The sequence below is a fragment of the Streptomyces sp. RLA123 genome, assembly GCF_056270165.1.
Map to the genome: position 1 here is coordinate 1,243,602 of NZ_JBWDOR010000003.1, position 20,007 is coordinate 1,263,608.

Consider the following 20,007-nt stretch of genomic DNA (forward strand, 5'->3'; position numbering starts at 1 on the left):
TTCCCGGAAGGAAGACCAGTGCGTGTCCTGTACGGCCTGCTCGGTGCGCTGATCGTCGGGGGGACGTTCTCCTCGGTCCTGCGCACGCTGGTCATCCCCCGGCCGACCAGATCCAGCATCACCCGCGCGGTGCACGCCGTGGTGCACTTCCCCTTCCAGTTCGTCGCCGACCGCTGCCGCACGCCGGAGAACAAGGACCGCGTGCTCGCCCCGGTGGCGGCGGTGTCGATCCTGTTCAACCTGGTCAGCTGGCTGTTCGCGTTCTGGGCCGGGTACGCGTTGCTCCAGGCGGCCGTGAGCGATCTCGACGCCCTGGACGCACTGCGGGAAGCCGGCTCCTCACTGTTCACGCTCGGCTTCGCCAGCAGCCGTCATGTGGACCTGACCGTCATCGACTTCTGCGCCGCGGCGACCGGGCCGATCACCATCGGTCTGCAGATCGGTTACCTGCCGACGCTGTACGCCGCGTACTCCCGCCGCGAGGCCGAGGTGACACTGCTGCAGGCCAGGGCGGGCAGTCCGCCCTGGGGACCGGAGATCCTGGCGCGCTACGCCCAGATCGGCGTGACCGACAGCCTGGCGGAGATGTTCCGCAACTGGGAGCGCTGGGCGGCCGAGGTCAGCGAGAGCCACACCAGTTACATAGTGCTGAGCCGTTTCCGCTCGCCGCAGCCCAACCGCAACTGGCTGGTCGCACTCCTCGCGGTGATGGACGCCGCCGCCATGCAGCTCGCCCTCAACCCCGGCCGTCCGCAGGCCGAGGCGCGGCTGGCCCTGCGGGCGGGATACGTGTGCCTGCGGGACATCGCCGACATCTGGCGGGTCCCGTACGACCAGGACCCCTCCCCTGAGGCATCGATCCGGCTGACGTACGAGGACTTCGCGGCGGCCGTCGCGCACATCGCCGCGAACGGCTACCCGCTGGAGCGCACCCCGGAGGAGGCCTGGCCGCACTTCCGCGGCTGGCGCGTCAACTACGAGGACCTCGCCTATCGCTTCGCGTACCTCTTCGACGCGGTCCCGGCGCCCTGGTCCGGTCCGCGCCGCACCCTGGAGGAGACGATGATGCCGATCACGCCGGTCGACCGCAGGCCGGCCGGCCCCCTGGGGGGAGCTAGGTAGACAGGGCGACGTCGGTCGACTTCACCAGGGCGACGACCTCGGAGCCCTCGGCGAGACGGAGTTCGTCGAGGGCCTCACGGGTGATCACGGCGGTGAGCTCGCGGCCGCCCGCGAACGCCAGCCGCACCGTCGCCATCGCCTGGCCCTGCGTCACCGCGGTCACCGTGCCGGGAACGCGGTTGCGGATGGTCAGACCGCCGGGAAGCGGTGGTGTGGCGAGGGAGATCTCGGTCGCCTTGATCAGGACGGTCACCCCGCCGCCGGGGATGATGCCGAGTTCACGGACGGCCTCGGCGGTCACCGCGGCGGTGAAGGCGGGGCCGCCGCCGTCGAGGTGGACGGTGACCACGGCCATGACCTCGCCGGTGACCACCGACTCGGCCTTGCCGGCGATCTGGTTGCGGATGCTCAGAGCCATGTGCCGCACCGTAAGCCCGCCCGGCGCCCGCGGCGGGGAACGACCCGCGCGCACGCCCCGGGCGGCGGCGTGCCCGGGGCGCGCCCGCCGAGGCACCGCCGCGCGCTACACCGCGGGAACGGGCTGCGGCGGCACCGGGCCGACGTAGCGCGCCGCAGGACGGATGATCTTGCTGTCCTCCGCCTGTTCCAGGATGTTCGCCGACCAGCCGACGACGCGGGCGCAGGCGAAGGTCGGGGTGAACATCTCCCTCGGCAGCCCGCACAGTTCCATGACGACGCCCGCGTAGAACTCGACATTGGTGTGCAGCTCGCGGCCCGGCTTGAGCTCGGCGAGGATCGCCTCGACGCGGGCCTCGACCTGGAGCGCGAAGTCGACCAGCGGGCCGCCGAAGTCGCGGGCGATCTCCTGGAGCATGCGGGAGCGGGGGTCCTCCGTGCGGTAGACGGGGTGGCCGAAGCCCATGATGCGGTCCCCGGCCAGGACGCGTTCGCGGATCCAGGGGTCGATGCGGCCGGGGGTGCCGATCGCGTCGAGCGTGTCCAGCGCGCGGCTCGGCGCGCCGCCGTGCAGCGGACCGGACAGCGCGCCCACGGCGCCGACGAGACACGCGGCGAGGTCGGCACCGGTGGAGGCGATGACGCGGCCGGTGAAGGTGGACGCGTTGAACCCGTGGTCGACCGTGGAGATCAGGTAGCGCTCGATCGCCCGCGCGCGGACCGGGTCGGGTTCCTCGCCGGTGAGCATGTGGAGGTAGTTGGCCGCGAAGGGCAGGTCGTCGCGGGGCTCGACCGGTTCCAGGCCCTGCCCGAGCCGGTACAGAGCGGTGAGCAGAGTCGGCACGGCGGCGCTCGCGGTCAGCGCGTCGGCCAGTCGCCGTTCGGCATCGATGTCGTACAGCGGGCGGAAACCGGCGGCGGCGCCCAGCAGCGAGAGCGCGGTGCGCAGCCCGGCGAGGGGTCCGCTGAGCGCGCCGGAACGGGCGATGGCGGGCAGCGCGTCCCGGATCTCGCTCGGCAGCCGGCGCAGCGGCGCGACGCGCGCTGCGAAGTCGGCCCGCCCCGCGGCATCGGGGAGCGTGCCCAGCAGCATCAGGTGCCAGACGTCCTCGAAGGTGCGGCTGCGGGCGAGTTCGACGGCCGAGTACTGACGGTAGTGGTAGAAGCCCTCGGTACCGCGGACGTCCCCGAGCGCGGTCTCGGTGACGACGACGCCCTTGAGTCCGCGGGGTACGCGGGGCACGTCGGGGGTGACGGGGATGACGGGGATGACGGTCACGGTGGTGTCCTCCTTCGAACGTGACTCGACCATCCATCATTGATTCAATGCGCGTCAATATTGATTGAATCAATATGTGATGGGATGGAGTCATGACGACCGAGGAACGGCTCACCACCCGGCAGGCCGCCGAACGGCTCGGCGTGAAGCCCGAGACGGTGTACGCCTACGTCAGCCGCGGCCTGCTCGGCAGCCGCCGCGCACCGGACGGCCGGGGAAGCACCTTCGACGCCCGTGAGGTCGACGCGCTGCTCCGCCGCACACGGCGCCCCGCGCAACAGCCGGCCGGCGACGACGCCGGGAACGGAACGGGATCCGGCGTCGGCGTCGGCGCCGTACGGACCGGCATCACACTCATCGACGGCGACCGCTGCTACTTCCGCGGGGTCGACGCCACGGCGCTCGCCGGGCGGTACCGCTTCGAGGAGGCCGCGGACTGGCTGTGGACCGGGGTCATGACCCCGGGCACGCGCTTCACCGCCCCGGCGCAGGCCCTGGCCGCCGCCCGCCGGGCAGTGGCAGCGCTTCCCGGCCACAGTGGCGCGATGGACCGGCTGCGCGTGGCCGCCATTGCCATGGCGGCGGCCGACCCGCTGCGGTTCGACCTCGCCCCCGAGGCGGTGGTGGGGGTGGGACGCACCCTGATCCCCGTCCTGATCAACGCACTGCCCGCGGCGGGGCAGGAGCATCGCGGCGAGGGACCGGCGGCCTGGCGGCTGTGGTCGCGGCTGACCGCGCGGCCGGCCGACGAGGCCACACTGCGGGTGCTGGACGCGGCCCTCGTCCTGCTGATCGACCACGACCTCGCCGCCTCCACCCTCGCCGCACGCGTCGCCGCCTCCGCCCGCGCACACCCGTACGCCGTGGTGTCCGCGGGCCTCGGCGCGCTCGACGGCCCGCTGCACGGTGCCGCGAGCGGCCTGGCGCACCGCATGCTCGGCGAGGTGCTGGAGCGGGGCAGCGCGGCCGCGGTCGTCGCCGACCACCTGCGCGCCGGGCAGGGTGTGCCGGGGCTGGGGCACCGGCTCTACCCGCGCGAGGACCCGCGCGCGGTCATGCTCTTCCGCCTGCTCCAGGATGTGCCGCAGGCCGCCCCGGCCCTTGGGGCCGCCCGCGAGGTCGTCGCCACCGCGTCCCGCGACACGCCGCTGCACGCGAACGTCGACCTCGCGCTGGCCGTGCTCTCCGTCTCCTGCGGCATGCCTCCCGAGGCCGGCGAGACCGTGTTCTCCGTGGCCCGCACGGCCGGCTGGATCGCCCACGCCCTGGAGGAGTACGAGGAACGTCCCCTCCGCATGCGCCCCAGCGGCCACTACGTGGGTCCCCGCCCGCCCCGCCCCCTGCCGTAGGGGTGCGGGCGGAGCGGGTGACGGGAAGGGCGGCGCCCGAAGCGCACCTCCACGCCGAGGGCGTCGCCGTACGGCGGGCCGAGTTCCACCGAGCCTGCGCGCCCGGCCGCTCGGACGTCGTCGGCGACGAGCGCGAAGCGCGCGGGGGAGGCGGGCGGTCCGGTCATGACGAGCCCCGCGACCTCGGCCCGCATCCACAGCCGTGCCGCGGACTTGGCCCTGCGGACGGCGGTGAGGACCGCACGCGCGGTGTCGAGGACGAGGGGGTCGCCGTCCGGCCGGTGGAAGGCCGGCCGGTGGTAGGCGCCGGGCCGTTCGCGGTCCTCCAGTGCCGCCTGGGCGACCGCGGTGCGGAAGGTGGTGTCCCGCAGCGTGGGCGCCCCGGCGGTGTACGCCTCGCCGCGCGCGAGGTTGCGCACGAAAGCGCGCTGGGAGGCGGCGCGAGCCCGGTCGCCGACGGTGCGGTATGAGCGTCCAGTCGACCGACAGGCCGAGCCTGCGCCACAGTTCCTCGAAGGCCCGCTCGTCCTCGGCGGTGAGCCGTACGCACAGCTCGATGAAGTTCCGCCGGGAGACCGGGACCTGGCGCGTGCCGGGCCGTTCCGGCGGGGTGGAACCGAGGTCTTAAGGGAGGGACGGGGCGCAGCTGACGCCGTGGACGTTCTGCACCCGGCGCTCGGCCGACAGCCGTTGTCGTCCCAGCCCATCGGGTAGAAGACCGTCTTCCCGCGCATGCGCCGGTAGCGCGCGACGGTGTCGGTGTGGGTGTACGAGAAGACGTGGCCGACGTGCAGGGTGCCGCTGGCCGTGGGCGGCGGGGTGTCGATCGAGAAGATCTCCTCGCGGGGCCGCGACTGGTCGAAGCGGTGTACGCCCGTCTCGTCCCAGCGCCGCGACCAGGTCGCCTCGAGCCCTTCGAGGGAAGGCCGCGCGGGAACGTCCTGATGCCGACGGGGCGAATGCGTCATGCCCGCTCATCGTAGGGACGTGCCGGCGGCCGTGCCGAACGATCAAACGGCAGGATCGTCCGCGCCACGAACCATCCCGGCGGGGAACGGCCGGCCGGACCCGGGATCGTGACCCCACGCGTCTCCCCTGCCCGCTGTGTCCGCCGTGCCCGATCTCACCGGCCTGCTCCGGCACTCCTGCCACGCGCCCACCAGCCGCCTGCCCACCGCCCCCGGCCGGATCGGCCTCGGCCCGCGCGGTCACCCCGTGCTCCTGCGCGCGCCGGCCGGCCTCATGACGCCGGCTCAGCCTGCGGAGGTCCTCCGGCAGGACAAGACCACGATGGTGTCACCGCGGACGAGCGGGAGCGGGCCCGGTTCACCGAACGGCATCCCTGCCCCCGCCGGCCGCCGACGCCGGCCTTGCGCTCGTCGCCCGCGGGCGGCAGATCACCGCAGGGGTGCACGGCCGGACATTTGGCCACGCGCACGGATTCCCCGCGCCCTGTGCGCCGCGCGCGGCAGCCACGCCAGTAGGCTCGGACCGTGAGCGACAAAGGGCCCTTCGAACGGGGCACCGACGGCCCGAAAGTGATCGTGGCCGGGGTGGACGGGAGCGAGTCGTCGTGGCGGGCGGCGGCGTACGCCGCGGGGCTGGCCCGGCGGCAGGGGTCGCTGCTGGCCGTCGTCTACGTCCAGCCGGTCCTGGCCACGGGCGCGGCGTTCGGCGCACCGGTCGCCGAGGCCACCGCCGGGATCGCCGACGAACTGAAGGCGGAGATAGAGAAGGCCGTGCAGAGGCTGCGCGGGGTCTTCGCCGTGCGCTGGGAGTTCCACACCTTCCAGGGCGATGCCTTCAGTGGTCTGTCGAAGGCGGCCGACGACCTCAAGGCCGACGCGGTCGTGGTCGGCGCCTCCGAGAAGGCCGGGCACCGGATCATCGGATCGGTGGCGGTGCGCCTGGTCAAGGCCGGCCGCTGGCCGGTCACGGTCGTGCCCTGACGCCCGCGTCCCTCGCCTGTGCGGCGCTGTGCGGCGCCGCGTGTCGTCGTCGGTGACGTGTGAACGCGCGACGTGGTTCCCGGGCAATCGGCACGAAGGAGCAGCATCTGGCACGAGCCGTCCGGCTGTCACCTCTGCCTCCTGCCTGGTCGTCGATGACGTGCCGCGCGGCGGCGACGCCGTCACGGGTGAAGGGGACCAACGCGTGGACCGCATCGTCCACGGCGCAGCGGGCGACGGCCCCGGAGATCTCGTGCGAGGGATGACGGGAGTCCTCTCGCGTCCGCCGGGGGCGAGGCTGCCGGTCCAGGCCGCGTCCCCGGTGTCCGGCTCGTGGCGCGGCCTCGTGGCGCGGGCGCGTGGGGCCGCCGCGCTCGTGGGCCCGTGCGGCGCGCATCGTCTCGCCTGGCCCGCGCCCAGGGCGGACGGCGCGCGGACCCGTCCCGGCCTCCGTCCCGGGCGGGCGAGTCGTACGGAATAGCGGTCCTACCCCTTCCGTTAGGGTCAGTGGGTTCCGACCGACGGTGCCTCGGAAGCAGGTAAGGGAAGCATGGCCACTGTTGAGCTGACCAAGGACAACTTCGACGAGGTCGTCTCCGCCAACGACTTCGTGCTGATCGACTTCTGGGCGTCCTGGTGCGGCCCGTGCCGGATGTTCGCCCCGGTCTACGAGGCCGCGGCGAAGGAGAACACCGACCTGGTCTTCGGCAAGGTCGACACGGAGGCCCAGCAGGAACTGGCCGCCGCGTTCCAGATCCAGTCGATCCCGACCCTGATGATCATCCGCGACAAGGTGGCGGTCTTCGCCCAGCCGGGAGCGCTGCCGGCCCCGGCCCTGGAGGACCTGATCAAGCAGGCCCGCGAGCTGGACATGGACGAGGTCCGCAAGTCCATCGCCGAAGGTGAATCCGCTCCGAAGTCCTGACATCTGACCCTGCGTCAGCCATGGGCGACCCCGCCGGGGCGCGGCATGGCCGTCCAGTCGTGGCCCGACGGGGCCGGCGACCGCTCCGGCGGCCGCCGGCCCCGTCGCACTGTCCGGGCCCTGTCCGGACCCGGTGGGATCGCGTGGCCGGATCTCGCCCCCGTTGCCTGGGAGAACGAGCCCCCGACCACGGAAAACCCGGCACTCCCCCAGTGGGCCGGCCCGCACCGCGGCCCCCGCCGAGGTGCGACCACGGTGGCCGCCCCGGATCCCGGCTCCGCTGGGGCCGATATCCGCGGACCCTGGGCGCCGGCCCGGCTTCAAGGCTGTGACCTGTGCGTTCATCCGCTCCGGATGCGCGGAACAGGGGTCCGGTCCACCCTTGATGATGACCGGAACGCAGGAACGCCCACTGGCGCGGGCGGACCTTACGTATCTCGGACGTTCGTCGGGGCGCCTCTTGAGCGGTGTGCGCCGAACGGCTTAGGTGGTACGGACACGCGGTAGACGCGTGGTACACACCACCACCTTCGACGGGAGGTACAGGCCATGCCCGCCACCAGTCACCACATGGGAACATCCGAACCGATCACCGAGACGACGGCGGAGGACCACATCCAGGGCATCTGTTTCAAGACGGGCCCTCCGCGCCGCATAGGCGTGGAACTGGAATGGTTCCTTCACGACCCGCACGACCCGGCCCGCCCGGTCAGCCCCGCTCGGCTCAACGCCGCAGTGGACGGACTGCGGACCCTCTTCCTCCGTTCCCGGCTCACCACAGAGCCAGGCGGACAGCTGGAGCTCAGCTCGCTGCCCGCCACCTCGCTGACCGCGTGCGTGAACGCCGCGGCGGCGGACCTCGACTCCGTACACCACCGGCTCCGGCAGGACGGCCTCGCCCTGGCCGGACACGGCCACGACCCGTGGCGGCGCCCGCGGCGCCTGCTGGACGAGCCCCGGTACGCGGCCATGGAGACGTACTTCGACCGCGGCGGGCCCGCCGGCCGGTCGATGATGTGCTCGACCGCCTCGGTACAGGTCTGCCTGGACTCCGGCACGGCGGAACCGGGCCCCTTCGGACTGGGCAGACGCTGGCTGCTGGCCCATCTGCTGGGCGCCGTCCTTGTCGCCGCCTTCGCCAATTCGCCGCTCAGCGGCGGGCGTCCCACGGGCTGGAAGTCCACTCGGCAGGCGGTGTGGGCCGCGCTCGACCCGGGCCGCACCCTGGCCCCCGAGGCGGGTCCCGATCCGCGGGCCGCGTGGACCGCGTACGCCCTCGACGCGCCGGTGCTGTGCATCCGCGGTGACGAGGGGCCGTGGACGGTGCCGGAGGAGCTCACCTTCCGGCAGTGGATCCGCAGCAGGGTGCACCGGCCGCCCACCACCGCCGACCTGGACTACCACATGTCGACGCTGTTCCCGCCGGTGCGGCCGCGCGGCTACCTGGAGCTGCGCATGATCGACGCGCAGTCCGGCCGGGACGGCTGGATCGTGCCGCTCGCCGTCGCCACGGCGCTCTTCGACGACGCCGCCGCCTCCGAGATCGCCTACCGCGCGGTCAAGCCCCTCGCCGACGCGGCCGGTCCCGGTCCCGCGCCGCGCAACCCGCTGTGGCGGCGCGCCGCCCGCCATGCGCTGGCCGACCCCGAGCTCCACGCCACCGCCGTCACCTGCTTCGCCGCGGCCCGCGAGGCCCTGCCCCGGCTCGGGGCGAGCGACGCGGTGCAGGCCGTGGTGGCCGACTTCACCGAGCGTTTCGTCCTGCGCGGCCGGTGTCCCGCCGACGACCTCCTCGACGCCTTCCCGAGCAAGGAGAACCAGTCGTGACCGCACCCGCTCTCGACCCCGAGGCGCTGCGACGGCGGGCGCTGGACGCACTCGTCACCGCCCGTGAGCGCACCCGCGGGCTGACCACCTGCGTCGACGAGCACGAGCTCACGGCGCAGCACTCCCCCCTGATGTCGCCGCTGGTGTGGGACCTGGCCCACATCGGCAACCAGGAGGAGCAGTGGCTGCTGCGGACCGTCGGCGGCCATGAGGCGCTGCGGCCCGACATCGACCCGATCTACGACGCCTTCGAGCACCCCCGTTCCGAGCGGCCCACACTGCCGCTGCTGCCGCCCGCGGAGGCGCACGCCTACGCCTCGGACGTACGCGGGCGGGTACTGGAGATCCTGGAGCGCGCGCCGCTGCACGGCAGCCGGCTGACCGACGCGGCGTTCGTCTTCGGCATGATCGCGCAGCACGAGCAGCAGCACGACGAGACCATGCTCATCACCCACCAGTTGCGCCGCGGCCCCGCCGCGCTGACCTCTCCGGCGCCGGCCCCGGCGCCCGCGGACGCGGCGCTGCTGCCTGCCGAAGTCCTGGTCCCCGGCGGCCCGTTCACGATGGGCACCTCCGCGGAGCCGTGGGCGCTGGACAACGAACGTCCCGCGCACACGCGGGACGTGGCGCCGTTCTTCATCGACACGGTGCCGGTGAGCAACGGCGCGTACACCGCCTTCATAGAGGACGGCGGCTACGACGACGAGCGCTGGTGGACCCCGGCCGGCTGGGCGCACGTGCGCGAGCACGGCCTGTCCGCGCCGCTGTTCTGGCGCCGCGAGGGCGGGGCGTGGCTGCGCCGCCGCTTCGGGGTGACCGAGCCGGTGCCGGCCGCGGAGCCCGTGCTGCACGTGTGCTGGTACGAGGCGGACGCCTACGCCCGCTGGGCGGGGCGCCGCCTGCCCACGGAGACCGAATGGGAGAAGGCCGCCCGGCACGACCCCTCGACCGGCCGCTCGCGCCGCTACCCGTGGGGCGACGCGGATCCGGCGCCGGAGCTCGCCAACCTGGGCCAGCGCCACCTGCAGCCCGCCCCCGTCGGCAGCTATCCGGCCGGCGCCTCGCCGCTCGGTGTGCGGCAGATGATCGGCGACGTGTGGGAGTGGACGGCGAGCGACTTCCTGCCGTACCCGGGCTTCGCGCCGTTCCCGTACAAGGAGTACTCGGAGGTGTTCTTCGGCACCGACCACAAGGTGCTGCGCGGCGGTTCGTTCGCCGTCGACGCGGTCGCCGTCCGGGGCACCTTCCGCAACTGGGACTACCCGATCCGGCGGCAGATCTTCTCGGGCTTCCGTACGGCTCGCGACGCGCGTCCGGAGTCGGCGTGACAGCCCCCGGGGACGGGGCGGTCCGCTGATGTGCCGCCACATCGCCTACATCGGGCCGCCGGTGGCGTTGCGGGACGTCGTGATCGACCCCCCGCACTCGCTCTACCGCCAGTCGTGGGCGCCGCGCCGGCAGAAGTACGGCACGGTCAACGCCGACGGCTTCGGGCTCGGCTGGTACGCGCCGGACGACCCGGTCCCGGCGCGCTACCGGCACTCCGGGCCGATCTGGGACGATCCCTCGTTCGCGGACGTCTGCCGGGTGACGCGCTCGGGCGCGATGCTCGGCGCGGTCCGCGACATCACGGAGGGGTCGGCCGCCGACGAGTCCGCCGCCGCCCCGTACACGGCGGGCCCGTGGCTGTTCAGCCACAACGGCGCCCTGCGCGGCTGGCCGCACTCGGTGGCGGAGGCCGCCCGCTCGCTGCCGGCCGAGGAGCTGCTGACCCTGGAGGCGCGCTGCGACTCGGCGCTGGCCTGGGCCCTCACCCTGCACCGGCTGAAGGCCGGCGCGCCCCCCGACGAGGCACTGGCCGACACCGTCGGCCGGCTCGCCGCCCTGACCCCCGATTCCCGGCTCAACTTCCTTCTCAGCGACGGCCGTTCCATCGCCGCCACTGCCTGGGGCGACACCCTCTGGTATCTGGCGGAACCCGGCCGCAGCGTCGTCGTGGCCTCCGAGCCGTACGACGACAGTCCCCGCTGGACCGAGGTCCCCGACCGCCATCTGCTGTACGGCGATCCCACCGAGGTCCTGCTGATCCCGCTCAAGGAGCCGCACCTGTGAGCCCCTTCACTCTCACTCGCACCCTGCCCGCGGACGCCACGGCGGCCGCCCTGCGCTCCGACGTGGCGTACGGGCTGAACCGCAGCCCCAAGCAACTCCCGCCCAAGTGGTTCTACGACGCCCGCGGCAGCGAGCTGTTCGAGGAGATCACCCGGCTGCCGGAGTACTACCCGACCCGCGCCGAACGGGAGATCCTGACCGCCAGAGCGGCCGAGATCGCCCGGGCGACCGCGGCCCGCACCCTGGTCGAACTGGGTTCCGGCTCGTCGGAGAAGACCCGCCTGCTCATCGACGCCCTGGGCCCGCCCCTGACCTACGTGCCCGTCGACGTCAGCGAGTCGGCGCTCCGCGGCGCCGGGCAGGCCCTGCTCGCCGACCACCCGGACCTGAGCGTCCACGCCCTGGTCGCCGACTTCCAGCACGGCCTCGCGCTGCCGGACGCCCCGGGACCGCGCCTCGTGGCGTTCCTCGGCGGCACCATCGGCAACCTCCTGCCCGACGAGCGCGCCCGCTTCCTCGGCTCCGTGCGCGCCCTGCTCTCCCGCGGCGACGCGCTGCTGCTCGGCACGGACCTGGTCAAGGACGAGGCGACCCTCGTGGCCGCCTACGACGACGCCCAGGGCATCACCGCGGCGTTCAACAAGAACGTCCTGTCCGTCATCGACCGGGAGCTCGGCGCCGATTTCGACCCGGACGACTTCGAGCACGTGGCCCTCTGGGACCGCGAGCACGAGTGGATCGAGATGCGGCTGCGGGCGCGCGGCAACGTCACCGTGAAGGTGCCGGCGCTCGATTTCACGGTCGACTTCGCGCGCGGCGAGGAGATGCGCACCGAGGTCTCCGCCAAGTTCCGCGAGGAAGGCGTCCGCGCCGAACTCGCCGCCGCGGGTCTCACCCTCCAGCACTGGTGGACCGACCCCGAGTCGCGCTTCGCCCTCTCCCTGGCCTTCCCGGCCTGATCCCCGCGTCCCGAGGCGGAGGTCCGGTGCCCCCGGCACCGGACCTCCGCCTCGCGCGTGCACGGCCGGTGCGGAGCCGCATCCCACAGAGTATTTCACGAGTAAAACACATGTTAATCTTATGGGTATGGCCAATCTCTTCCGCCCCCTCCGCGACGCCCTCCGCCTGCGCGCCGTCAAGGATCTCTGGCATCAACGGGCAGTCAGCGTGGTCGTCGCCGTGGGGATCGTGGAGGGGGTGCTGCTGACCCTGGGACGGCTGGATCTGGTGCTCTACGCGGCGGGTGGCGCGCTGTGCGCCCTGTACGCGCACGGGCTGCCCTACGCCGCCCGGGCGCGGACGCTCGCGCTGATCGTGCTGGGCATGGCGGTCGGCGGTGCGGTGGCCCTGACCACCGCCGCGCTCACCGACGCCACGGCGGTGCGGGTCGCGGTCGCGGCGGCGCTCGCCGCGGCGCACAAGGTGGTGTGCGACGCGACGCGGATCGGGCCGCCAGGGAACGTGATCTTCACCTTCGTCGCAGCGAGCGCGGCGTTCGTGCCGCAGACCCCGGCGCAGGTGCCCGCGCACGTGGGGCTGATGGTGCTGGGCGGGGCCGTCGCGTGGCTGGTGGGCATGGCGCCGGCCCTGGTGCGCCCGCACGGGCCGGAGCGCGCCGCCGTGGCCAGGGCCCTGGAGGCCCGGGCCCGGGTCCTGGCCGGCGACCGGACCGCGGCGCGGGCCGGGCACGAGGAGACCGCGGCCGCGAACGCCGCGTGGCACACGCTGCGGGCCGCCGGAGCGAGCGCCCACCGCACGGGGCTGGAGCGGCTGCTCGCCCGCGCCGACGCCACCGGGCCTGCCGGCGCTTCCCGGCTGACCGCCTGGGCCCGGGAGCTGCGCACGGCGCGGACTCTGCCGGACATGGGCGCCGCGGGCGCGGCGACCTGCGCGGACTTTCGCACGGGGCCGGCACCGGTCCACGGTCCCACGGCGCGGCACCTCGTACCGATCGGCCTGCGGGTCGGCATCGGCAGCGCGGTGGCGGGCTGGGTGTCGATGGCGCTCGGGGTGGACCGTCCGTACTGGGCCGTCGTGACGACAGCAGCCGTCCTGGCCTCCAACACCACCCTGTCCTGGCAGCGGGCGCTGCAGCGCGTCCTGGGCAATCTGCTGGGGGTGCTGCTGTTCACCGTGCTCGTGCCGTTCACGGCCATGGGTGCGGCGGCCCTGATCGTGACCGCGCTGACCTGCAATGTCGCGGCGGAGGCCACCATGGCCCGCAATTACTGGCTGGCCAGTGTCTTCGTGACGCCGATGGCCATGATCATGACCGAGTTCGCCGGCACGCAGCCGGCGGGCCGGCTGGTGGCGGACCGCTGGCTGGACACCGTCGTAGGCGCGGTGGCCGGGCTCGTGGTGTGTTTCGCCGTCCCGAACCGGCGCGCCGGCCGGCGGGTGGGCACCGCTCTGGACCGCCTGGAGGACGAGCTCGCCGCCCCGCTGCCCGGGGAACCCCGGCTCACCGCCGCGCTGCTGGAACTGCGCGAGGCCGCCGACACCGCCTCCGGCGAGTGGTGGAGCGGCCCCCTGCCCGAGGAACGGATCACCGACGCGGAGCGGCGCGGTCACCTCGCGCTGGCGGGCTGCCGCGGCGCCCGGTCCGTCACCCTGGCTTGACGACGCGTACGATCATGCGGACGCCGCCGGAGCCGCCGGCGTACCGAGGAAGGACTTCGCGCGTGGAGGACGCCGTCGCGACGGTGCTGCGCCAGTGGCAGGACGTGCACCCGGAGCTGGACTTCGCGCCCGTCGCCGTGATCGGGCGCCTGAACCGGAGCACCGCACTCCTGCAACTCGCCGTCGACGCGCCACTGAACCGCGAGGGCCTCAGCCGCCCGGAGTACGACATCCTCTGCGCGCTGCGCCGCGTCGGCGAGGAATTGACGCCCGGACGTCTGGCACGTGAAACCTTCGCGTCGGGAGCGGCGATCACCAAGCGGATCAAGCTGCTGGAGGAGCGCGGCCTGATCGGCCGCCGCCCGGACGACCGGGACCGCCGGGTCTCGCACCTGCGGCTGACCCCCGCCGGCCTGGCACTCGTGGACCGTCTGCTCCCCGAGCAGCTCGCTTACGAGGAGGGGTTGCTGTCCGGACTTCCGGACGGCCGGCGCCATGAGCTGGCCGAAATCCTCGGTGAACTCCTGCTGCTGCTCGAAGGCCGCTTGGGCGCGCTTTCCGGGTGAAGCGGGCACCGAACGGTGCCGCACCACCAGTGATTCAGCGAGCGCACATCTCCACGCTCCGCAAAGGACATGCCAAGGCAAGGCGCCGACGGGACAGATAGGGGTGTCCCCGTCCCCCTGACCAGGGAATCGCGCCATGACCGCTTCGTACGAACTCGCGCCCGTTGTCGACAACGCAAGCGACCGTCCCCGTTATTCGGTGAGCCTCGCCCAGGACGAGGCCGAGGTGCGGGCCGCGCAGCGTCTGCGGCACCAGGTGTTCGCCGGGGAAATGGGGGCTGTGCTGGACACGCCCGAACCCGGCCTGGACGTCGACGCCCTCGACGCCTTCTGCGACCACCTGCTGGTGAAGGACGACCACACCGGCGACGTCGTGGGCACCTACCGGCTGCTGACCCCCGCCAACGCCCGCCGCGCGGGGCGCACCTACTCCGAGTCCGAGTTCGACCTCGGCCGGCTCGCCCCGATCCAGCACGACCTCGTCGAGGTCGGCCGCTCCTGTGTGCGCCCCGACCACCGCGACGGTGCCGTCGTCGCGCTGATGTGGGGCGGCATCACCCGCTACATGGCGACCACCGGCCACAACTGGCTGGCCGGCTGCTGCTCGGTGCCGCTCGCCGACGGCGGCGGGACGGCGGCCGGTGTCTGGGACCGGGTCTCGGCCAAGTACATGGCCCCCGAGGAGTACCGGGTCACCCCGCACCGCCCCTGGGACCCGACGGGCCTCGCCCGCCCGGCCCGTGCCGCGCTGCCCGCGCTGCTCCGCGGCTACCTGCGCCTGGGCGCCTGGGTCTGCGGCGAGCCCGCCCACGACCCGGAGTTCGGTGTCGCCGACCTGTTCATCCTGCTCTCCCTGGAGCGGACGGACGAGCGCTACCTGCGTCACTTCGGCTCACTCGGCTCACTCGGGTCCTCGTGATGGCCGCGACGTGGTGGTCGCCGGTCTCGCCCTGCACCCCGCAGGAGTGCGTGACCGGCGAGGGGCCCCTGGTGGGCATCCTGCGCCGGATGGCGCGCTACGTCGCGGTGGTCGTGGTGCTGCTGATCGGGCTCGTCCTGACCGTGCCGGTGGCCGTGCTCTGCCCTCCGGCACTGCGTGACCTCCTGGTCCGTACGTGGATGCGGTCGGTGGTGGCCGCCTTCGGCATGCGGGTCCGGATGCCGGCCCCGCGCGCCGTGCGCGAGCCCGGCCGGGGGCTGCTGGTGGTCGCCAACCATGTGTCCTGGATGGACATCCTGCTGATCGCCGCCGTCTTCCCGGGCCGCAATGTCGCCAAGTCGGACATCCGGGGCTGGCCGGTGCTCGGCCCGTTGTGCGTGCTCGGCCGGACGATCTTCATCGACCGCGAGCGGTTCCGGACGCTGCCGGACACCGTCGCCGAGGTGGCGGGGGCGCTGCGCGAGGGGTCCACGGTCGTCGCCTTCCCCGAGGGCAGCACCTGGTGCGGCCGCGAGGAGGGCCACTACCGCAACGCCCTGTTCCAGGCCGCGTTGGACGCGGGTGCCGACGTGCAGCCCCTCCGGATCCACTACCGGCTGGCGGACGGGACGCGCAGCATCGCCCCGGCGTTCGTCGGGGAGGACACGCTGATCGGCTCGGTGCACCGGGTGATGTCGGGGCGCGGCCTGACCGCGGAGGTGGCGGCGCTCCCGCCGATCGCCGCGGGCACCTGGCACGACCGGCGCGCGTTCGCCCGCGCGGCCTACCGGGCGGCCCACTTCGCCGAGGTGCCCGCCGCACGGCGGCCCGCACCGGCAGGGGTGATCGAAGTGGTCGAGGTGGCGGCACCCGTCGTCATCCCCTCCCCCGTCGTGCAACCGAGCGAGCCGGCCGCAAGTCTCCCCTAGTGACATCCGGTCCCCGGACCCGTCACTCCCATGGGAGACGCCATGCGCCGAAACCACCGCCTCGCGGCATCCGCCGCGGGTCTCGCTCTGCTCACCGGTGCCATGGCCGCGGCGCCCGCCTCCGCCTCGGCGGGGGCGGCCCCGGCCGCTTCCGGCACCACGGCCGCCCGAGCCACGAAGGCCACGACTCAGATCGTGAACGCCCGGACGGCCACGCACTGCACGTACGACCGGCTTGTGATCGACGCCAAGGGCGCCCTGCCGCCCGCCGGCGTCAGGCGCGTCGCGCAACTGCGCTACGACGCCTCGGGGAAGAAGGTGCCGCTGCCCGGCACGTACTTCGTCGAGATCAAGCTGTCCCCGGCCGCCGCCCACGACGCGGCCGGCAAGAACGTCTACCGGGGCCCCCGGCTGACGAGCCCGAAGCTGCCGAAGCTCAAGGGCCTTGCCCTGACCGGTGACTTCGAGGGTGTCGTCACCTTCGGCACCTCGTTCACCTCGAAGCCGTCCTGGACCACGAAGCGGCTGCACAGCCCCGAACGGTTCGTCGTCGACTTCGCCCACGCCAACACCTGCCGCTGACCGCCGCGTCGGGGCCGCGGTGACGGCACGTCCGTCGCCGCGGCCCCGCTGCGCCATGCCCTCTTGTACGGGCCTTCTCGAGTCATGACAATGTGCATGCCAAAACCGAAAGAACTTCGGTCTCGAGAGGACCCCCCACATGAAACGACCTCTCAGAGGTGCCTTGGCGGCCGTTCTGACCGCCCTCGCGGCAGTCGCCTGCCTCGGTTTGTCCGCCGCGCCCGCCTCGGCCACGAGCCGGGACGCCACCGGCGTGCGGAACACCGCCCCCGCTGCGGTCACCGTGAACTTCGCCGGCACGGTGTCGCTCAGCAACTGCTCCGGCTCGCTCATCCGCCTCCCGGCCTCGGCCTCCACCGACCCGGCTCTGGTGCTGTCCAACGGCCACTGCCTCACCAGCGGCTTCCTGGACCCGGGCGAGGTGCTGCTCAACCAGTCCTCGACCCGCACCTTCGGACTGCTCAACGCCTCGGGCCGCAACGTCGCCACCCTGCGGGCCACCAAGCTCGCCTACGCGACGATGACCGACACCGACATCTCGGTCTACCAGCTCAACCGCAGCTACGCGCAGATCCAGTCCTCGTACGGGATCTCCGCGCTGGAGCTCTCCGCCGCCCATCCCGTGCAGGGCGCCGCGATCAAGGTGGTCTCCGGCTACTGGAAGACCATCTACACCTGCGCCATCGACGGTTTCGTGTACCGGCTCAAGGAGGGCGACTGGACCTGGAAGGACTCGGTCCGCTACACCTCCGCGTGCAACACCATCGGCGGCACCTCCGGTTCACCCGTGATCGACACCTCCACCGGCAAGGTCGTGGCGATCAACAACACGGGCAACGAGGACGGCGGGCGGTGCACGGTCAACAACCCCTGCGAGGTGGACCAGAACGGCACCGTCACGGTCCGCCAGGGCATCAACTACGCCGAGGAGACATACGGGATCGGCGCGTGCGTGACCACCGGGAACCAGTTCGACCTCGGCCTGGCAGGGTGCACGCTCCCCAAGCCGTGACGCCCCCGGCGTCGCTCAGCGCTGGTACATCGCGTCGATCTCGGCGGCGTAGGCCTCCTCGACGGCCCGGCGGATCAGCTTGCGCGACGGGGTGACCAGCCCCTCCTCCTCGGTGAGGCAGGCGGCCAGCACGCGGAAGGCACGGATCGACTCCGCCTTCGACACCCGCGTGTTGGCCGCCGACACCGCGCGCCGGACCTCCGCCTCCACCTCCGGGTCGCGCACCAGCTCCCGCAGCCCGGCCGGGGTCTTGCCGCGCAGCCGCAGCCAGCGTGCCGCCGCCTCGCCGTCAAGGGTCACCAGCGCGGTGACGTAGGGCCGGTCGTTGCCTATGACCAGGCAGTGCTCGATCAGCGGGTGTTCGCGGACGCGTTCCTCCAGGACCGCCGGCGAGAGGTTCTTGCCGCTGGTCGTGACGATGATCTCCTTCTTGCGGCCGCTGATGGTCAGATAGCCGAGCTCGTCCAGGAACCCGAGGTCGCCGGTGGCGAGCCAGCCCTCACGCAGCGCCTCGGCGGTGCCCTGCGGGTCGCCGAGGTAACCCGAGAAGACCGTCGCGCCCTGCAGCAGGATCTCGCCCTGCTCGGAGATCAGCACCGAGGTGCCGGGCACGGGGTGCCCGACCGTGCCGTAGCGCACCTTGCCGGGCGGGTTGGCGGTGGCGGCGGAGGTGGACTCGGTCAGGCCGTACCCCTCGTAGACCGTCACGCCCGCGCCCTCGAAGAACAGCCCCATCCGGCGCCCCATCGTCGAGCCGCCGCTGACCGCGTTGCGGACCCGGCCGCCCAGTGCCTCGCGCACCCTGGCGTACACCAGCCGGTCGTAGATCCGGTGCAGCACCCGCAGCGCCGCGCTCGGCCCGGGGCCGGTGCCGAAGGCGCGCCGCTCACGGGCCTCGGCGAAGCGCACGGCGACGTCGACGGCCCGGTCGAAGACGCCGAGGTTGCCGCTCTCCTCGGCCTTGGCGCGCGCGGCGTTGAAGACCTTCTCGAAGACGTACGGGACGGCCAGCATGAAGGTCGGGCGGAAATCGGCGAGATCCGGCAGCAGCGCCGCGGCCGACATGTCCGGCTGGTGGCCCAGGCGCGCCCCGGCCCGGACCGCGCAGATCTGGATCATGCGGCCGAAGACGTGCGACAGCGGCAGGAAGAGCAGCACGGACGGCGGCTCCGCGGTGCCGGTCTCGAAGATCGTCCGCCACTGGGCGATCACGTTGTCGCACTCGGCCATGAAGTTGCCGTGGGTGAGCACGCAACCGCGCGGGCGGCCGGTCGTCCCGGAGGTGTAGATCACCGTGGCGACCGCGTCCGGGGTGACCGCCAGCCGGTGCCGGTGCACCACGTCCTCGCCGACCCGCTCGCCGTCGGCCATGAGCTGCTCGACGGCCCCGTTGTCCAGCTGCCAGACGCGCGTCACGGCGGGGAGGTGCTCGATCACCGAGCCGAGGGTCATGGCGTGCTCCTCGTGCTCCAGCACGCAGCCGACCGCGCCCGTGTCGTGCAGGATCCAGCGCAGTTGCCCGGCGGAGGAGGTCGGGTAGACCGGCACCGGCTGCGCCCCGATCGTCCACAGGGCGAAGTCGAAGAGGGTCCACTCGTACCGGGTCCGCGACATGATCCCGATCCGGTCCCCGAAGCGCACACCGTGCGCCAGCAGCCCCCGGGCGAGCGCCATCACCTCGTCACGGAACGTGGCGGCGGTCACGTCCTGCCAGCGCCCGTCCTCCTTGCGGCCCATCCGCACCCCGTCCGGCACCCGCGCCGCGTCCTCGAACACGACGTCGGCGAGCCCGCCGACATGGGTCGCGTGCACCAGTGCGGGCAGACTGAAGGCGCGCACGCGTGCTCCTCGTGGGGTTGGAGCGAGCCGGAAGCGTAACGTTACCGATCTCTCACGCACTGTCCGGCCGAGGCCGGTCGGGACAGGGCTTCTTCACCAAACCTCCCCCCGCGGGCGATCACGAGAGATCATGGGATCAGGAGGTGACCTCCATGACCACCAGGATCCGACTCCACGGCGGCCCCGGGGACGGTCTGACACTCGGGATCGCCCTGGTAGCCGGGGGGCAGCCCCCCGAGGGCATCCTGTACGACCCGATGGCGATCACCGTGCAGGACGCCGGGCTGCACCAGGCGTGGCCGGACAGCGCGGCCTACTACAAGCGCCTGGAGCACATGGCCGACGAGCCCTGGAACTACGCGTACGAGAGCGAGGCCACCGCACCCCTCGAGTGACCGCCGCGCACAGGCGGCGTCACGGTACGTCGCGGTCACGCAGAGCGACCGCCCGGAGCGGGAGACCGGGACCAAAGTCCTCCGGTACGCCGACTTTTTGGCCGTCCGCCGCCAGGTTTCGTACAGTTCCCCAGGAAGCAGCGGGAACACACGAACCAGGGACGAC

Annotated in this window: 19 protein-coding genes and 1 pseudogene; 15 read left to right on the forward strand and 5 right to left on the reverse strand. The window is 73.1% G+C overall.

Annotation, left to right across the window (positions count from 1 at the left end; all coding sequences use genetic code 11):
• Positions 1-18 precede the first annotated feature (18 nt).
• A complete protein-coding gene (locus RV983_RS05755) occupies positions 19-1,122 on the forward strand; it encodes a hypothetical protein (protein WP_475984682.1) in 1,104 nt (367 codons plus the stop codon).
• Here the strand turns inward: RV983_RS05755 and RV983_RS05760 are convergent.
• Both RV983_RS05760 and RV983_RS05765 read right to left on the reverse strand, forming a co-directional pair.
• Complete coding sequence (locus tag RV983_RS05760) at positions 1,115-1,540, reverse strand: TOBE domain-containing protein (RefSeq protein ID WP_475984683.1); 426 nt, start codon at positions 1,538-1,540, stop codon at positions 1,115-1,117. The two genes, RV983_RS05755 and RV983_RS05760, sit on opposite strands and share 8 nt — an antisense overlap.
• A 105-nt stretch (positions 1,541-1,645) precedes the next feature.
• Entirely contained in the window at positions 1,646-2,851 is a 1,206-nt protein-coding gene (locus RV983_RS05765) for a citrate synthase (RefSeq protein ID WP_475984684.1), read from the reverse strand.
• A 59-nt stretch (positions 2,852-2,910) separates the two neighbouring features.
• Between RV983_RS05765 and RV983_RS05770 the strand changes: the two genes are divergently transcribed.
• Entirely contained in the window at positions 2,911-4,167 is a 1,257-nt protein-coding gene (locus RV983_RS05770) for a citrate synthase (protein WP_475984685.1), read from the forward strand.
• Here the strand turns inward: RV983_RS05770 and RV983_RS05775 are convergent.
• Positions 4,131-4,586, reverse strand: a complete 456-nt coding sequence (locus RV983_RS05775) for a hypothetical protein (protein WP_475990578.1) — start codon at positions 4,584-4,586, stop codon at positions 4,131-4,133. The two genes, RV983_RS05770 and RV983_RS05775, sit on opposite strands and share 37 nt — an antisense overlap.
• A gap of 276 nt (positions 4,587-4,862) precedes the next feature.
• Positions 4,863-5,135 (reverse strand): annotated as a pseudogene (locus RV983_RS05780) (class I tRNA ligase family protein); the annotation flags it as partial.
• A gap of 525 nt (positions 5,136-5,660) precedes the next feature.
• Between RV983_RS05780 and RV983_RS05785 the strand changes: the two are divergent.
• The 12 genes from RV983_RS05785 (at position 5,661) to RV983_RS05840 (ending at position 17,607) form a co-directional block, all read left to right on the forward strand.
• Positions 5,661-6,116 (forward strand): universal stress protein, encoded by a 456-nt coding sequence (locus tag RV983_RS05785; RefSeq protein WP_475984686.1) that lies wholly within the window; start codon positions 5,661-5,663, stop codon positions 6,114-6,116.
• A gap of 550 nt (positions 6,117-6,666) precedes the next feature.
• Positions 6,667-7,041, forward strand: a complete 375-nt coding sequence (gene trxA / locus RV983_RS05790) for a thioredoxin (RefSeq protein ID WP_475984687.1) — start codon at positions 6,667-6,669, stop codon at positions 7,039-7,041.
• A gap of 570 nt (positions 7,042-7,611) precedes the next feature.
• Positions 7,612-8,868: an ergothioneine biosynthesis glutamate--cysteine ligase EgtA gene (gene egtA, locus RV983_RS05795; RefSeq protein ID WP_475984688.1), complete on the forward strand. Its 1,257-nt coding sequence runs from the start codon at positions 7,612-7,614 to the stop codon at positions 8,866-8,868.
• Positions 8,865-10,196 carry an ergothioneine biosynthesis protein EgtB gene (gene egtB / locus RV983_RS05800; protein WP_475984689.1) on the forward strand — a complete coding sequence of 444 codons (1,332 nt, stop codon included), beginning with the start codon at positions 8,865-8,867 and terminating at the stop codon, positions 10,194-10,196. Before egtA ends, egtB begins: the two co-directional genes overlap by 4 nt.
• Before the next feature lie 28 nt (positions 10,197-10,224).
• Positions 10,225-10,980 (forward strand): ergothioneine biosynthesis protein EgtC, encoded by a 756-nt coding sequence (egtC, locus tag RV983_RS05805; RefSeq protein ID WP_475984690.1) that lies wholly within the window; start codon positions 10,225-10,227, stop codon positions 10,978-10,980.
• A complete protein-coding gene (gene egtD, locus RV983_RS05810; RefSeq protein WP_475984691.1) occupies positions 10,977-11,939 on the forward strand; it encodes an L-histidine N(alpha)-methyltransferase in 963 nt (320 codons plus the stop codon). Before egtC ends, egtD begins: the two co-directional genes overlap by 4 nt.
• Positions 11,940-12,066: 127 nt before the next feature.
• Positions 12,067-13,599 carry an FUSC family protein gene (locus RV983_RS05815; protein WP_475984692.1) on the forward strand — a complete coding sequence of 511 codons (1,533 nt, stop codon included), beginning with the start codon at positions 12,067-12,069 and terminating at the stop codon, positions 13,597-13,599.
• 14 nt (positions 13,600-13,613) lie between these two features.
• Positions 13,614-14,165, forward strand: a complete 552-nt coding sequence (locus RV983_RS05820) for a MarR family winged helix-turn-helix transcriptional regulator (protein WP_475990233.1) — start codon at positions 13,614-13,616, stop codon at positions 14,163-14,165.
• Positions 14,166-14,301: 136 nt separating this feature from the next.
• Complete coding sequence (locus RV983_RS05825; protein WP_475984693.1) at positions 14,302-15,084, forward strand: GNAT family N-acetyltransferase; 783 nt, start codon at positions 14,302-14,304, stop codon at positions 15,082-15,084.
• Positions 15,084-16,013: a lysophospholipid acyltransferase family protein gene (locus RV983_RS05830; protein WP_475984694.1), complete on the forward strand. Its 930-nt coding sequence runs from the start codon at positions 15,084-15,086 to the stop codon at positions 16,011-16,013. The genes RV983_RS05825 and RV983_RS05830 overlap by 1 nt, the downstream gene beginning before the upstream one ends.
• A gap of 42 nt (positions 16,014-16,055) precedes the next feature.
• A complete protein-coding gene (locus RV983_RS05835; RefSeq protein ID WP_475984695.1) occupies positions 16,056-16,595 on the forward strand; it encodes an AMIN-like domain-containing (lipo)protein in 540 nt (179 codons plus the stop codon).
• Between the two features lie 139 nt (positions 16,596-16,734).
• The gene (locus tag RV983_RS05840) at positions 16,735-17,607 is read left to right on the forward strand and encodes a S1 family peptidase (RefSeq protein ID WP_475984696.1); all 873 of its coding nucleotides are present in this window, start codon (positions 16,735-16,737) and stop codon (positions 17,605-17,607) included.
• Positions 17,608-17,622: 15 nt separating this feature from the next.
• Here RV983_RS05840 and RV983_RS05845 read toward each other — a convergent pair whose 3' ends face one another.
• Complete coding sequence (locus RV983_RS05845) at positions 17,623-19,446, reverse strand: AMP-dependent synthetase/ligase (protein ID WP_475984697.1); 1,824 nt, start codon at positions 19,444-19,446, stop codon at positions 17,623-17,625.
• Positions 19,447-19,598: 152 nt separating this feature from the next.
• On the opposite strand from RV983_RS05845, the gene RV983_RS05850 reads away from it, so the two are divergent.
• On the forward strand, positions 19,599-19,841 hold the full coding sequence (locus RV983_RS05850) for a hypothetical protein (protein WP_475984698.1): 243 nt from the start codon (positions 19,599-19,601) through the stop codon (positions 19,839-19,841).
• Positions 19,842-20,007 lie beyond the last annotated feature (166 nt).